Raw genomic sequence first — 15,341 nt, 5'->3', positions numbered from 1 at the left:
TGGTCAGATGCAATACTTAATGTAATGTTTCGGTAGTATTCAAAATGGTTACAGACATCCCGTAATTATTTATATTTCAGTAGCTTCACCTTTATAGAAAGGGAAAACCATATTGCTTCTGGTATTCGTATTCCTTACTTCGTAATCAATTTTTATCAACACTTCGCCTTCCAGTTCTTCCTGAGTATCGATGTCGATATTTAAAATGTTTATTCTGGGCTCGTGGTATAAAATGGCACGCTCGATGATTCCTTTCATTTGGGTAATCAGCGTTAAGTCCAAAGGTTTGAAAAGCATTTCCTGCAGGTCGCATCCGTAATCGGGGAACATGACGCGTTCTCCCGGTCTTGTGGAGAGTAAAATGATCAGACTGTTGTTAATGTCTTCCACATCTGTAGTCATTACCAGCTTTCCTTCAGTCTCATTAAACTCAGGCGGGAAACTCCAGCCTATTCCTAAAAAATCTGTATTTATTTTCATACGTTCTTGTATTATATTTAATTGTAACATCTCGCATCTGTAACATAGAGTTTTAGTTTTCTAACCGTTTTGTTATTGATGTTTTTACATTTTTTAATCTTGCAGAATGTGTTTCATCCGCCTATTAAAACAGTTGCTTCACCCGCGCTTATTACGCCTCCGTGAGCAGTAGAATCTCCCATTCTTGCGGCTGGTTTTCCGCCGATCATTACGCTTGAAGATCCTGCTGCAATGGTATCCGGCGGACCTGTGCATATTGCTTTGTCTCCTACTCTTGCTGCGGGTTTACCTCCGATCAATACGGTGGGTTCTCCTGCCGGAATGATGGGTCCGCCAACGTGCGGGGTAGTTCCCGTTACCATCGGACAGGTATGCATATCTGTAATTCTTGCTGCCGGTTTCATGATTAATTGATTTTAACTTGAGATCCTTTTACGACGGTTACTGCGCCTGATTTAAGCTCAGAACCGGAACTTCCTTCTGCTTTGAACTGTGCGGATGCTTTGATACCGATATTGGTTCCTTCCATCTTAATATCACCTTTTGCTTTGATCTTAATGTCTTTCCCACTTTCCATACTGATCCCGTCTTTATTGAGGGTAAGAGTATTTTTATGCTCGTCTTCTATTTTAATGACATCTGCATCTTCGTCTACAGTTATTTTTTTGCCTTTTGGTGTTTCAAGGGTGTATGAAATTTTATCGTCATTAAAAATCATCTTCATTTTGCTGCGGGTAACAAATCCTTTTTCGTTGTTGTCATCGGAAGCTACAATAGGAGCCGGTTTTGCGCTGCTGTTAAGCATTCCCAGAACTACTGCATCATTGGGATCATCATTAATAAAACCAATGATTACCTCATCTCCGATTTCCGGTCTGAAGAATGATCCTCTGTTTTCTCCTGCATCAAGTGTGGCTACACGCGCCCAGATTCCCTCCTCTTCGTTATTGATGATCGGGATCTGCACCAGAATCCTGTCTTCTCCATCAGGATCGGATTCCAGTTGGGATACTTTCCCGATGTGCAGTCCGCTAATGGAAGGAATAATTCCTGAACCCGGCATTTCACTTACATCGTACGTTTCTGAGAACCATGTCGGAGAAAGCCCGAATTGTGCATCGACAAGCCAGTTTCCTTCCGCGATTTCGTGACGGACGCCTGTTACGTAAATTTTTCCGTTGAAACGGTTTCCTACGCCTTGCAGCATTAATGAAACTCCCGGTTTTACAGCCGGAATCCCCTGAAATTTTACCCTTCCTCTGGTTTTCGCCAATTGCTGGAAAGTTGCCTTTGCATCACTCCAGTCCTGAAGTTCGCTTTGGGTAAGATTTCCGCCATGTTTAAGCTGCAGATCGTCTATTCCAAATACTTTTGCCAGATCATCCGGTGAAAGGTTTCCGTTAAGTTTTACGGCAGGATCCTGAGCTTCTACTTCTGTAAGTTCCTGATCGGTATAGCTCCATGTTTTGGCTGAAATCTTTTTGAACTGATCTCTTGCGTCTATTTCTCCGTCAAATTCATGTACGGAAGATCCGTAAACTACTGTTTCCACTTCTTTTTTACTGAAATCGGGTTTTGCTATTTTAACGGTTCCGTCTTCTACAAAACAAAGTTTTCCGTTTGCCTGTGCTCTGGTGAGCATAAAATCCCAGTCGGAAGCTCTGTATTGAATCAATTCTTTGTGTGAATTTGAAGTAGCCTGAACATCGGCAGTCAATCCGTTGTTACTGATCAGTTCTCCGATAATATCGCTGTCTTTACTGTCGTAGAAATATTTACTTTTTCTGCCTAAAGTCATTTTCACCGCTTTATCTCTGCATTCTACGATGAGATAGGAAGAGCCGTTTCTTACTTTGATGTTGTGCTTTACAACAACTCCTTTAAAAATGCTTTCTTCGTCCGAATGATAACCTGCGGTAATTTCAATTTCTTTTCCGGGAATCAGAAGATCTTCATTGCTTAGTTTAAAATCCTGTTCCGGTACGCTTCCATCCAAAATAACAATGCGGGCATAAGGAATTCTGTTTACTTCTTTTTCTATAACAATACTTTTTACCCCATATTTTCCGGGCAATTCGGTACCTCCGGACATTACTTTAAAAGTGATCAGATCCGGATTTTTTGATGTTTTTATGTATCCGCTGTTGTTCATGTTATGCTATTTTTTCTATGGGTGGAAAGTAGAGTTCAGTTCCCGGTTTCAACTGTCTGAAATTGATGAGATTATTAACTTTAGCAACTTCCAGATAATATTTGGAGTCTCCGTAAATTCTTTCAGTCATTAAGGGTAAAGTGTCTCCTGCCTGTACGGTTCTTTTGTGGGTAAGGTCTGGAGAGCTTTTTTTTAATCTTGCTGCTTCAAGTTCCTGACTAACAGATCCTACAAAAGTTGCTTTTCCAATGGCTCTTAAAGGTGTTCCGTCATTATTGAATAATTTATAATCTATTGTAAACTCTGAAAGAACGCCTTTATATTCAAACTCTCCCCAGTTAATAGTAACATTGTAAGGTTTATGAATCTTGCCATCATAACTTCCTGTAGCTACATAAAAGTCAGCAATCTGGTCTAACACGGCTGTTTTTGCAAAGGAGCTTTTATTCTTTATTTTGTTTAGAAGAGTATTACCTGAATTTAATTCTGTAACACCAGTCCCATCAAATAAAAATTCTAATTGTAAACTCGGGGGAAGTGATTTACTATGTTTTGGATCACTTGTCGTCCCTCCTTGAGGAATCTCCTCATTGTATTCTATCTTATGATTTACAGAAAAACTTGTCGGATTAATCAGAATATAGAAAGGATTATCAGCACCATTTGGGAATTTTCCTATTTTTTTATCTGATGTATATGTAGAGTCACTATAAGCCGTTATTCTTAATTTCTTGATTTTTCCTCCCATTATCTTTCTTTTTTACGTTGTTCAATATTTGTTATTTGCTCTACACTTTCACTCACTGCCCGCATGATTTTTGATACGTCTACCGGCGCTTCAGTTGTCGTTGCGGCTGCTTTTTCGTCCACATTTATTTTAATGTGAAGCTCTTTTATTTCTATTGGCATTTCGTTTATTTTAATTAATTATTAATACGTAAAAAACTTAAAACCAATTATTTAACGTATTTATTTAAAAAAATCTAAGCACATAAAGCGTGTGTTCAGTCCTGTTATAGACCAATCCTTTATTTTTTTTATCTTAAAATTTTTGCTGAATGTTATCCGAAAACTAACACACGGTAAGTGCTTAGATTTGATTTAGAAATTACAAGCCTAAACTTGCTAACGATGAGGGTATTTTGAAATATCTGTATTTCAGCTCTATTGTTTCAATAGCAAGCCTGCTTTCTTCTGCGTTGAATTCTGAAACGTTCCATTTTACCGGATAGGCTCCCACTACATTCCAGACCATTAAAGGGGCTGTAGACTGAAGTCCTCCTGAAAGTGTAATGACAAGATCTCTGGGTTCAAACTCGAAGTTTTCCATTGCATTTCTGCACCAGCTTATTAATCCTGAACTTACGATCAGTCCACGCTTAAGAACTAAATTTTCATATTTCGGTCTCAGAGGAAGCTGATGAAGAAATCTGTTTTCGCCTCCTTCGGCATATTCTTCGACCTGAATTTCTGTAGATAAACCAGATATAGACTGAAATCTGGAGTCAATACCCTCTGTTGTCGAAATCCCGTTAACAATAAAAGAGAAACTGGTTGGAGGATATAAAAGAGCCATGATTAGTTATGTTCAATAGTTAAACCTTCGTGCGCAATCTCCAAAGTTTCAATTGCTACTTCATTACCTTCAGCTTTCAGATCGGTTGACTGTAATTTCAACGGGAAGGCATTTTTCACTTTCCATGTTACGGCAGGTGCGCCGTTCTCGTCTAAAAGAGAAATCGTAATGGATCTTCTTTCTACCGTGTTCATCTGAACCGTCTGCAACCATTCGAAATAATCGTTATCGCCTTTGAAAGTTCCTCTTTTTAAAGTGATGTTTCCGAATTTTGCCATTCCCGGCATTTTGATCTTGCTGAAATCCGGACTTGCGCCCTGTCTGTATTCAATGATATCGCGTTCGATGCTTAATCCCGAAACTTCCTGAAAACCGATATTTGTTCCGCCCCAGTCTACTTCAAAGGAAAACTTTACTAATGGATATGTATTCATAATTGTCTTGATTTAATTTTGTTATTTGTTTGTTTTAATTTTTAAGCTTCCTGCAGTTTGTGTGAGAAACGAAGTACAATAAATTCTGCCGGACGAACTGCTGCCATACCGATCTCCACGATCATTCTGCCTTCAAGAATATCCTGTGCAGACATGGTTTTGTTTAAGCCAACGCTTACATAATAAGCTTCTTCAGGCTTGCTTCCTGCCAATGCTCCGTCCTGCCACTGCTGGTTCAGGAAGTTTTCGATCATCGTCTGTACGCGAACCCATGTATTGGCTGTGTTCGGTTCAAATACGAAACGTTCTGTTGCTTTTTTTACGGATTCTTCTACCATGTTGAAGAATCTGCGTACTGAAATGTATCTCCATTCATTGCTGTTGCCGTCTAGCGTTCTTGCGCCCCAAACCAATGTGCCTTTTCCTGTAAAAGATCTGATAACGTTGATGGATTTTCCTGAAGTCGGATCTACGTTAAGAGTCATCTGATCTTCGTGAGAAACTTTTACTGTAGGAGCCACTACATAGCTAAGTCCAACATTAGCAGGTGCTTTGAATACTCCGGAAGTGCTGTCTACTTTAGCATACACACCCGCAACTGCTGAGGACGGAGTTAATACGACTCTTTGAGATTCCATAGCATTTTTCGCAAGATTGTATAAATCGGAGTCATTTGTTTTCCAATGTTCCAATGTATTGGTTCCGACAGTAATCTTCGGATCATAGCTGTATGTAAGAACTGTTTCCAATTTTGGATGGTAAGCAGCTCCATATTTTAAACGTTCTCCGCTTGATCCGGAAGTTACATTATCTCTAAAATCATCAACTGCATCATCGGTATCTCCAATAACATCCATAATAACGAATCTGTCCTTCATTGATTCTGCCTGATCTAAAGCTAAGCCGTATAGATTATAAGCATTCACTAAGCTTAAACCTTCAGCATCAGGGAAAACGATAAGTGTTGGTTCATCTTCTTTTTCCAAAGTGTCAAGACCATCTTTCAGATCATCAAAATCTACCGCAGCAGGAAAGCCTGATGCCGTATCTCCCGCAGATACGATATAACATGGTCCTCCTCCATTGGCAAAATACATTTGCATCGCATAGTACATTTTGAAGGGACTTGGTGATAAAGTCGCCGTAACCGTTCTTGGCGCATTTGCAGTCGCAGGAACTATATTAAGTGAAAAAGCTTCATTTTTTGCTTTTCCGAAAAGCGTTTCGTATTCCAACATGGAAGAGATCCTTGTCGGCTCATTTTTTGGTCCTTTCTCTGTATATCCGATGAAAGCAGGGATCGCTGTTTCTACTTGTGCTACGGAAGGCGGAAATTTTGCCAGTTCCTCCACGTAAACACCTGGTGTTTTGTAATTCATTTTGTTAAAAATTTAAAATTAATATTTAGTTATGTTCAATAGTTAAACCTTCGTGAGCAATTTCCAAAGTTTCAATTGCTACTTCGTTACCTTCAGCTTTCAGATCGGTTGACTGTAATTTCAATGGGAAGGCATTTTTCACTTTCCATGTTACGGCAGGTGCACCGTTTTCGTCTAAAAGAGAAATCGTGATCGATCTTCTTTCTACCGTGTTCATCTGAACCGTCTGCAACCATTCGAAATAATCGTTATCACCTTTGAAAGTTCCTCTTTTTAAAGTAATGTTTCCGAATTTTGCCATTCCCGGCATTTTGATCTTGCTGAAATCCGGACTTGCTCCCTGTCTGTATTCAATGATATCGCGCTCGATGCTTAATCCCGAAACTTCCTGAAAACCGATATTTGTTCCGCCCCAGTCTACTTCAAAGGAAAACTTTACTAATGGATATGTATTCATAATTGTCTTGATTTAATTTTGTTATTTGTTTGTTTAATTTTTAAGCTTCCTGCAGTTTGTGTGAGAAACGAAGAACAATAAATTCTGCCGGACGAACTGCCGCCATACCGATCTCCACGATCATTCTGCCTTCAAGGATATCCTGTGCAGACATGGTTTTGTTTAAGCCAACGCTTACATAATAAGCTTCTTCCGGCTTGCTTCCTGCCAATGCACCGTCCTGCCACTGCTGGTTTAGGAAGTTTTCGATCATAGTCTGTACGCGAACCCATGTATTGGCTGTATTCGGTTCAAATACGAATCGTTCTGTTGCTTTTTTCACGGATTCTTCTACCATGTTGAAGAATCTGCGTACTGAAATGTATCTCCATTCGTTGCTATTGCCGTCAAGCGTTCTTGCGCCCCAAACCAATGTGCCTTTTCCTGTAAAAGATCTGATAACGTTGATGGATTTTCCTGAAGTCGGATCTACGTTAAGTTCATCCTGACGTTTATTGGAAATTTTAATCACGGGAGAATCAACATAATTAAGTCCTGTATTTGCAGGAGCTTTGAATACTCCGGAAGTGCTGTCTACTTTAGCGTAAACACCTGCCATTGCTGAAGATGGAGCTAAGACTACTTTTTTGGATTCAATTGCCGCTTTAGCCTGATTGTACAGTTCAGAATTTTTTAATTTTAATTCTGCTAAAGTTGTTGCGCCGGAAGCACCCATCACAGAAACCTTATCTTCTTTAAAAGCGTACGTTAAAATTGTTTTAAGGTTCGGATAATAAGCTGCTCCGTATTTTAGTCCTGTAGAAGTTACTTTATTTCTGAAAGTGGCATCATCTCCTAAAACATCCATAATAACAAACCTGTCTTTCATAGATTCTGCCTGATCTAAGGCACTGTCATACAAAGAATAAACAGTTTTAATAGTTTGTCCATCATTCGCATTTTTAACAGACGTTACATTGGCATCAGCAGCAAGGCTAATATCAGATGCTGTTTCCGCATCAGAATTAGCATCAATTAATGCCTGAGCCGCAGCCGCAGCTGCTAATTGAGCTTTTACGACAGCCGCAGCAAGATCCACATCATTAGGTGCAGCGGCAGCAGCTTGTTGAGCCTGAGTAAGCGCCGTGTCAGCAACAGTTTTTGCCGCTGTAGCTGCATTAATAGCAAGTAAAGCAGCATCAGCACCTTCTTCGGCAGCATCAGCAAAGGCTTGAGCAGTTGCTACTTCATCATCCGTTGCTACCAAACCTTGAAGATCAGGAAAAACAATAAGTGTAGGCTCGTCTTCTTTTTTCAGTAAATCAAGAGCTGCTTCTAATTTAGCCGGACTTACTTTATTTTCTTTTATTACGCCGTTTTCTTTGTATTCAAATTTGTCTACCGAAACAATATAGCATGGTCCGCCTCCATTGGCAAAATACATTTGCATCGCGTAATACATTTTGAAATCGCTTACCTTTGGCTGAACTGCTGTTGCAGCACCATCTTTGAAAGCTACAGCAAAAGTTTCGGCATATGCTTTTCCAAAAAGTTCTTTAAATTCCAGCATGGACGAGATTCTGGTGGGTTTGTTTTGTGTCCCTCCTTCTGTATATCCGATAAAAGCGGGAATAGCTGTTTCAACTTGCGCTACGGAAGGCGGAAATTTTGCCTCTTCCTCCACATAGACTCCAGGGGTTTTGTAATTCATTTGTTAAAAATTTTAAGTTAATATTTATTATCACTCGAAGCTGAACTTCAATATTTTGTTGTGATTGATTTTGGTTTTTTTATAGTTTGTGAGAAAAATTTAATACAATAAACTCTGCAGGACGTACTAAGGCTACTTCAATTTTTACATCCATGATGTTTGTTCCTCCGGATTTTACCTCAACTTTGTAAGCTTCTTTAGGAGAGTTTCCCGCCAATGCTCCGTCTATCCATTGCTGATTAAGAAAATTCTCAATCATTGCTTTTGCCCTTAACCATGTATGAATGACATGAGGCTGATTGATAAATTTTTCATTAAGTGCTATGCTTATTGACTGTTTAAGCATGTTATAATAACGGCGTACATGGATATACTTCCACTCGTTATCTTTTTCATCTTCCTTTTTGTCTTTTCCATCAAGCGTTCTGGCTCCCCAAACCAAGGTTCCTTTTCCTGTGAAGTTTCTGATGGCATTGATTGATTTTCCTTCATCATCAATGTTAAGACCGGATTGCTCATCATCAGAAATTTTTTCTGTCGGAGCTGTTACATAATTTAGACTTACGTTTGCAGGAGCTTTCCAGACTCCTCTCGTATTGTCTATTCTTCCGTAAACTCCTGCTATTGCAGATGATGGCGGCAAAACTACTTTCAGAGATTTCAGTAATTCTTTTATCTGATTGTATAATGAAGAATTTGCTGTTTTCAGGGACTCTAATGTTACCCCATTGGCAATTCCAACGGGCTGATTCTGCGTATCGAGGTGAGAAACAGGAGTTATTTTTTCATCAAAATGATAATTTAAAACCGTTTTCAGATGAGGAAAATAAGCTGCTGCATAACTTGAGGAATTTACTGTATTTCTGAAACTCTCCACTGCAGTAAGATTTCCGATTTTTGTAGTGGAATTTCCGTAGTAGGTATCTAATAGGGCAAACATATTTTTGGATTCTCCTGCAGATTCGGCTTTAGCAATTGCTGTATTATATAAGGCATGAAAGTCATTTGGAGAATTTAATGATATGGCATCCGGAAAAATAAGAAGAAGAGGTTCTTTTATATTATTGATTAAATTTAACCCTGATTCCAAAAGATTTTTTTCCACCTGTGCTGCATTGTAAACTCCCACAGAAACGATATAGCAAGCACCGCCTCCATTAGCAAAATACATTTGTAACGAATAATACATTAAAAATTTTGCCTTTGGTTCTAAAACTTTTATTCCTGCATCTGTATCTTTTAATGTAATACTTTCCATTTTTGCGCTCCCGAATTTTTTCTCAAAATCCAAGAGAGAATTAATTTTAGCAGGCTTATAATCAGGTATACTTGTATTATTATCTTCGGAAGGCTTTCGTTCGGTATATCCTATGAATACAGGTACTGCAGTTTCTACTAATGCAATGGAGTTGGGAAGTTTTGGCAGTTCTTCAATAGAAACACCGGGTGTCGTCGGATTTGGCATGTTCATAAATTTTAAATTAAAGGGTTATTTGTTTTCTGATATTATTTAACCGTAATATCCTTAATATCAACATCGTTAATAAGCTGAACATCAGAAATATTTTTAGCTCCAATCTTAACCACACTTACTTTATACATTACGGAAGGAATGATCTTTCCGCCCAACAAACCCCAGATGTAACTTAGCTGCTCAAACGGTACGGCATGCATTTCTGTTCTGAAAGTAAAATTGCTTTCCCCAATACCGGTTGCAACATATTCCAATACATTTTTTGCACGAAGAACCTCAATAACTTTTGAAATGTTTATTAAAGCACTGTCATAATCCGTCATGTTGGCTGTAACCATTACGAAAAGATTTACATATGCCGAAGGACTTTCCATTTTTGTAACATTGGATGTATTTTTTACATATCTTGAGATATTTTTCATGGTAGATTCCTCCTGAACATTCAGTAAGGTAATCACCACTTTATTATCAAGTCCCGCAGCTCCGTCTTCATGCTTTGCGATGTCGTTAACAACAACATCTGCTAAACCGGCAGAATGCAATTCATTTTTTAAAACTGTTAATACTTCTTTTATCATAATTTTTGTTCTTTAGTATTATGGTGCAAACATACAATCCGCCCGACTTAAAAAACGAATATTTTGGGGGCTCCATCCTGTCTTTGCAGTAAATGCTTTTTTTGAATTTTCTTTTAACCTAAAAAATAAGTCAATATAAAATAATGATAATCAAATAATTAACACCCATAAAATTTAACAAAAATTTATCCTGATCTAAGGCTTGTGAAATAAACACTGCTAACTGAAGATGATTTTAAGGAATAAAAAATGATTATTTTAAGTATAATGTTGTAAGATTTCTCTTTTGATTTTTTTATCCGCTCAATATTTTTCAAGTATCAATATCTGAAAAGATCTGATTCCGAAATCTGATCAGATTTCATCCTTCTCCGAATTAAAAAATTTATCGTTTTTATTATCAGAACATAAGTTTATGATCTACTGCAAAGACAGAACAGCGAGGTCTTATTATTCGTTTTACGGTTTTTCTTCTTCTAATTTTGACCCCATAATTTAAACTTTAATCACAATGAATATTAAAACTCTTTTTGGCAAGCGCAATGAAATCATTGGCGGCCATTTTAATGAATTAAGATCAAAACTAGGCATGGCAAATCAGGACGAAGAAGTTGTTTTTTCTGTAAGAGAAGAAATCTGTAATGCCTGTCCTTTAAAAAACGGAAACAACTGCAATACCCAAAAATGGATTCATCCTCAGACTCTTGAAGTTTCAGAAGCTCCGAAAGACGGCTTTATAAGAGGTTGCGGATGCAGACTGAGTGCAAAACAGAGGTCCAAATACAGCCTTTGTCCTGCAGGTTTCTGGGGTGGAGAATTTGACAAGAAATAGGCATTTTACGGTAATTCCACCATTGTATAACCCAAATTTATTTAATGTGAAACAAGATCATATCATTCAGAAAGTTTTTATTGAAATTACGGTAAATAATAAAGAAAAAGGATTGAGTATAAAAGACGACATCAACAGTTTTCTGTCGATGGATGTGTTTCCGAAAATAGAAAAATACCTCAGTACTTTTGAACATAGATTAGAAGACCATATTTTGCAGATCCCTAAACTGGAATTGAATCTGGATGTAAAAAGCAGCACATTAAATTCTGATCTGAAAGATAGAATTGCAAAAGTTTTCGAAGAAGAATTATCTGAAATTACAAACCCTGTTTTAAATTCAGATGAGTTTACGGCAAATCATTCTGAAGCGTATCTGGTAACCAATCAGGAAAAAATTCTTCAGAGCTTTATTTATTTTTTGGAAAGAGGAAGTATGCCATGGTGGAATTCTGATAAAAAAAGTCTTTCTCTGCTTGAGCCAAAAGTATTTAATGCTATTATTCAGGCTGAAAATTTTCAAAGCTGTATTCTTCCTGTTTTTTCTAAAAGAAATGTGCAGGAAAGAATCATTCATCAGCTTTCTGACGGACAAATTGCCCAATTATGCAATGTTATTTTAAAAGATAAAGCATTAAAAATCAATTTAGAATCTGAGATTACACAGTTGATCTCAAAGCTGGATAAGATGAACAGAATCATTGTATGGAGATTGATTTTAAATATTTTGTCGAGGCATCTGAAATCTCCTAGCATCCATATTGAGGATTATTTTTTAGAAGAAATATTGAAATCCGAAATTTTATTAAAAGTTTCATCTTCTGCAAAAGATAATCTTCAGAATGTAAAAACAGTATTAAAGATATTACCGGTGGTCAAAGAAGCTGAATTGATTGAAAAAATTGAAGATACATTCATCAAAAACGATCAAAATACAAAAAAGACAACGAAAAAAAATCAGCAAAATTTTACGGAAACCAACGATGAGGTAATGCAAAATAGCAAAAATTCTGAAGAAAAAGATGATGAAATTGTTTCTGATGAAGGACAATATGTTCAAAATGCCGGGCTGATTCTGATTCATCCGTTTATGAAAACTTTTTTTGAGCATTGTGATCTTCTGGACAAGAAAACTAATCAGCTTTCAGATCCGGAATTGGGTGCGCATCTGCTTCATTATATTGCTACCGGAAAAATAAATGCTCCTGAATATGACATGATATTTGAGAAATTTTTGTGCAATATTCCTCTTCATCAATCGATCAACCGACATATTAAGCTTTCGCGTAAACACAAAACTCAAGTCAAAAATCTGATAGAAAGTGTTCAGCATAACTGGAGCGCTATGAAAACATCATCTTCAGAATTACTTCAGAATGAATTTTTTCAACGTCCCGGAAAACTGGTTGTCATCGACCACGACTGCACTCTTACCGTAGAACGAAAAACGCAGGATATTTTGCTGGAAAGACTTTCGTGGGGAATCGGTCTTGTGAAGCTTCCGTGGAAGAATCAGTTTATGTTTGTGAACTGGTAAGGTTTATTTTATATACATTTTTTAATTCAATATTATGCATTAAAATTTTTACCCGAATAAAAACGAACTTCCAATTAGATTATCCAATTTTTTAATTAATATTTAGTTACTTTATAATATTTCTACAACTCAAGTTAACAAATACGTACAAGACAACATAGTCCTGAAAAATTGCTTTTGTTAAAAGTATATCATTTCGGATATAAAAAAGAAAAGATTATGTGATAAATGGAAAAGAAAATCAGAGTTTTAAAAGTATTAGAAACAATACACATGGCAAAATCCAAAATAGAGTATAAAAGATTAGATATTTTAATTAATTCAAATCTTTTTAATACTGAAAATAATGCACCTCTTTGGGGTTATGAGTTATTAAATTTATTAAAAGAAATGAAAGAACAACAACTCATTATTTCTGATGAAAGCAATTGGTTTTACTCTATTACCCCACAAGGCTTAAATTACTTAAAAAAATATACTTTGGAATAAAAATGATAAAATCTATAAAACTGTTTTTAATTTTTAAAAGCAGTTTTATTTTTGAAAAATCATAAATTTAGAGATATTGAGTAATCGTAAATATATTGATACGTCTTGCAACAACTTGTTTAGAAGAATACAACTATACTATCTTTTATGAAAATTTAAAAAGCGCCTTATATAAGCTAATATAGTGTAGAACCAAGAAATGGAAATCCCGAAACACCAGAAAGTTTTACTGAAAAATATACATATGATCCTAAAACTGGAGAGATTATTTCTAGATAAAGCTAAAAATACTAATTATAAGAAGTATTTGGAAAATAAAAAAATAAACAAAAGTAGTATCCCATTTACATAGATAACGAGATACTACTTTTATTACTATTATTTACCGATACAAAACTTCGAAAAAATATTCCCCAAAACCTCATCATTTGTGACCTCGCCCGAAATTTCTCCGAGATGTTCCAGAGCGTTTCTCAGTTCGTAGGCTAAAAGCTCGGTGGAAATTTGGAAAGTAATTGCTTCTTTTACTTTTTGTACGGCTTCCAAAGATTTCTGTAAAGCTTCAAAATGACGCTGATTGGTAATCACAACATTGTTTTCAGAAGCTTTTAACTGCTCTACGTAAGAAGACAATTCATTTTTAAGATCCTGAATATTCTGATTTTCAACAGCAGAAATTTTAATAAAATCAAATTCCTGAGATATTGCATTTCTGAAAATATCTTCAACTTTTTCATATGTTACAGGAGAAACCTCATCAATTTTTGTTGCACAAATAATCAGTTTCAGCTCATCTCTTTGCAGAGACTGGATCATTTCAATGTCTTCGGAAAAATCTTCTGTTGCAGCATCGGCTAAATAAACCAGTATATTGGCATTTTCTACTTTTTCTTTGGCTTTTTTCACACCAATTGCTTCAATTTCATCCATTGTTTCACGCAATCCTGCCGTATCAATCAGGCGGAAAGCATGACCTTTTATATGAAGAACCTCTTCTATCGTGTCTCTCGTTGTTCCTGCTATATTGCTTACAATCGCTCTTTCTTCCTTTAGTAAAGCATTGAGAAGAGTCGATTTTCCGGCATTCGGTTTTCCGATGATGGCAACTGCAGTTCCGTTTTTGATGGCATTTCCGTATTGGAAGCTTTCAATAAGGGAATTTAACTTTATTTCGATTTTATTTAAAAGCTCAACCAAAGCCAATCGGTCCGCAAATTCTACATCTTCCTCTGCAAAATCGAGTTCCAGTTCAATTAAAGATACAAAATTTAGCAAATCGGTTCTCAGGAAAGAAATTTCGTTGGTAATTCCTCCTTTCAACTGATTAATTGCCACTTTTCTCGAAGCCTCATTTTCAGACGCAATAACATCAGCAATCGCTTCAGCCTGAGAAAGATCAATTCTTCCGTTAATGAAAGCTCGAAGCGTAAATTCGCCGGCTTTTGCCATCCTTGCCCCATTTTTAATTAGGGTTTCAAGAATACGTTTTCCAATGTGCGGCGACCCGTGAAAAGCAATTTCCACAGAATTTTCCGTCGTAAAACTTTTCGGAGCCAGAAAAATAGAAAGCATCACTTCATCAATCGCCTCTTCTCCATCCATAAAATATCCGTAATGAATGGTGTGAGACTTCTGTTTTGCCAAATTTTTCCCCGGAAAAGACTTTTGCACAACAGCTAAAGCTTCATCCCCCGAAACTCTTATAATTCCTAAAGCACCTACTCCATTGGCAGTTGCCAACGCACAAATGGTATCGTTATTCATACTGCAAATTTACGGTTTTTAACCGCAAACAAAAATATCCTTTATCTATTGCAATAATTTTACGAGTTCAAAATATTTTCAGTAACATAAAAATCAATCTCAAGACTTTCAAGCATTTTTTTTGGAGCTGTTTCCGGCTATCCACTCATACTCCTCACGCCAAACAAGCCACAGCTTTTGCCATTGCTTCCAATATTTGTTGCGGGGTAACCGTTTCTATCCGGGCTAAGAATGTCGGAAATTAATTATTGGTTTTCTAAATTCATCTTTAAAGCAAAGTTTATCTTTTCCAATTTATAACCACCCCGTCAAAAATTTCTTCGAAATTTTCGCCACCCCTCCAAAGGAGGGGAATTTCCATCAGGCAATACATATAAATAAAAAAATCACCTCAAGGACTGAGATGATTACCTGCTTTGAATTTACTATATGAAGATATGAATGATGTCTTTTTGTTGATACAAAGATAAATTAGGTTTCATTTTAATTTTTCAGGATA

At 36.7% G+C, this 15,341-nt stretch carries 16 protein-coding genes; 3 read left to right on the top strand and 13 right to left on the bottom strand.

Annotated elements, in window-relative coordinates:
* Window positions 1–69 precede the first annotated feature (69 nt).
* The 12 genes from WFH39_RS14465 to WFH39_RS14410 form a co-directional block, all read right to left on the bottom strand.
* Window positions 70–480 (bottom strand): GPW/gp25 family protein, encoded by a 411-nt coding sequence (locus WFH39_RS14465; RefSeq protein WP_087711249.1) that lies wholly within the window; start codon window positions 478–480, stop codon window positions 70–72.
* A 113-nt stretch (window positions 481–593) separates the two neighbouring features.
* Window positions 594–884 carry a PAAR domain-containing protein gene (locus WFH39_RS14460; protein WP_076394823.1) on the bottom strand — a complete coding sequence of 97 codons (291 nt, stop codon included), beginning with the start codon at window positions 882–884 and terminating at the stop codon, window positions 594–596.
* 2 nt (window positions 885–886) lie between these two features.
* Complete coding sequence (gene vgrG / locus WFH39_RS14455; protein WP_336690438.1) at window positions 887–2,632, bottom strand: type VI secretion system tip protein VgrG; 1,746 nt, start codon at window positions 2,630–2,632, stop codon at window positions 887–889.
* Window position 2,633: 1 nt separating this feature from the next.
* Window positions 2,634–3,380 carry a CIS tube protein gene (locus WFH39_RS14450; protein WP_336690437.1) on the bottom strand — a complete coding sequence of 249 codons (747 nt, stop codon included), beginning with the start codon at window positions 3,378–3,380 and terminating at the stop codon, window positions 2,634–2,636.
* Window positions 3,380–3,541 (bottom strand): DUF5908 family protein, encoded by a 162-nt coding sequence (locus WFH39_RS14445; protein WP_336690436.1) that lies wholly within the window; start codon window positions 3,539–3,541, stop codon window positions 3,380–3,382. The genes WFH39_RS14450 and WFH39_RS14445 overlap by 1 nt, the downstream gene beginning before the upstream one ends.
* Before the next feature lie 199 nt (window positions 3,542–3,740).
* Complete coding sequence (locus WFH39_RS14440; RefSeq protein ID WP_087711256.1) at window positions 3,741–4,208, bottom strand: phage tail protein; 468 nt, start codon at window positions 4,206–4,208, stop codon at window positions 3,741–3,743.
* Between the two features lie 2 nt (window positions 4,209–4,210).
* Window positions 4,211–4,642, bottom strand: coding sequence for a phage tail protein (locus WFH39_RS14435; protein WP_076394813.1), 432 nt, complete (start codon window positions 4,640–4,642; stop codon window positions 4,211–4,213).
* Between the two features lie 41 nt (window positions 4,643–4,683).
* Window positions 4,684–6,021 carry a phage tail sheath family protein gene (locus WFH39_RS14430; RefSeq protein WP_336690435.1) on the bottom strand — a complete coding sequence of 446 codons (1,338 nt, stop codon included), beginning with the start codon at window positions 6,019–6,021 and terminating at the stop codon, window positions 4,684–4,686.
* 25 nt (window positions 6,022–6,046) lie between these two features.
* Window positions 6,047–6,478, bottom strand: a complete 432-nt coding sequence (locus WFH39_RS14425) for a phage tail protein (RefSeq protein ID WP_076394813.1) — start codon at window positions 6,476–6,478, stop codon at window positions 6,047–6,049.
* Between the two features lie 40 nt (window positions 6,479–6,518).
* Window positions 6,519–8,168, bottom strand: coding sequence for a phage tail sheath family protein (locus WFH39_RS14420; protein WP_336690434.1), 1,650 nt, complete (start codon window positions 8,166–8,168; stop codon window positions 6,519–6,521).
* Window positions 8,169–8,247: 79 nt separating this feature from the next.
* Window positions 8,248–9,633 carry a phage tail sheath family protein gene (locus WFH39_RS14415; RefSeq protein WP_336690433.1) on the bottom strand — a complete coding sequence of 462 codons (1,386 nt, stop codon included), beginning with the start codon at window positions 9,631–9,633 and terminating at the stop codon, window positions 8,248–8,250.
* Between the two features lie 41 nt (window positions 9,634–9,674).
* A complete protein-coding gene (locus WFH39_RS14410) occupies window positions 9,675–10,220 on the bottom strand; it encodes a DUF4255 domain-containing protein (RefSeq protein WP_214590345.1) in 546 nt (181 codons plus the stop codon).
* A gap of 511 nt (window positions 10,221–10,731) precedes the next feature.
* Here WFH39_RS14410 and WFH39_RS14405 point away from each other — a divergent pair.
* From WFH39_RS14405 to WFH39_RS14395, 3 genes are all read left to right on the top strand, one after another.
* A complete protein-coding gene (locus WFH39_RS14405; protein WP_336690432.1) occupies window positions 10,732–11,052 on the top strand; it encodes a hypothetical protein in 321 nt (106 codons plus the stop codon).
* Between the two features lie 46 nt (window positions 11,053–11,098).
* The gene (locus tag WFH39_RS14400) at window positions 11,099–12,589 is read left to right on the top strand and encodes a contractile injection system tape measure protein (RefSeq protein WP_336690431.1); all 1,491 of its coding nucleotides are present in this window, start codon (window positions 11,099–11,101) and stop codon (window positions 12,587–12,589) included.
* A gap of 228 nt (window positions 12,590–12,817) precedes the next feature.
* The gene (locus tag WFH39_RS14395) at window positions 12,818–13,078 is read left to right on the top strand and encodes a hypothetical protein (protein ID WP_336690430.1); all 261 of its coding nucleotides are present in this window, start codon (window positions 12,818–12,820) and stop codon (window positions 13,076–13,078) included.
* A 378-nt stretch (window positions 13,079–13,456) separates the two neighbouring features.
* Here WFH39_RS14395 and mnmE read toward each other — a convergent pair whose 3' ends face one another.
* A complete protein-coding gene (gene mnmE / locus WFH39_RS14390; RefSeq protein WP_336690429.1) occupies window positions 13,457–14,842 on the bottom strand; it encodes a tRNA uridine-5-carboxymethylaminomethyl(34) synthesis GTPase MnmE in 1,386 nt (461 codons plus the stop codon).
* Window positions 14,843–15,341: the final 499 nt, after the last annotated feature.

This window comes from Chryseobacterium sp. MMO-72 (assembly GCF_037146035.1).
Taxonomy (GTDB): Bacteria; Bacteroidota; Bacteroidia; order Flavobacteriales; family Weeksellaceae; genus Chryseobacterium; species Chryseobacterium indicum.
Note: the sequence above shows the minus strand (reverse complement) of the source record. Positions and strands in the feature narration are given on the sequence as shown.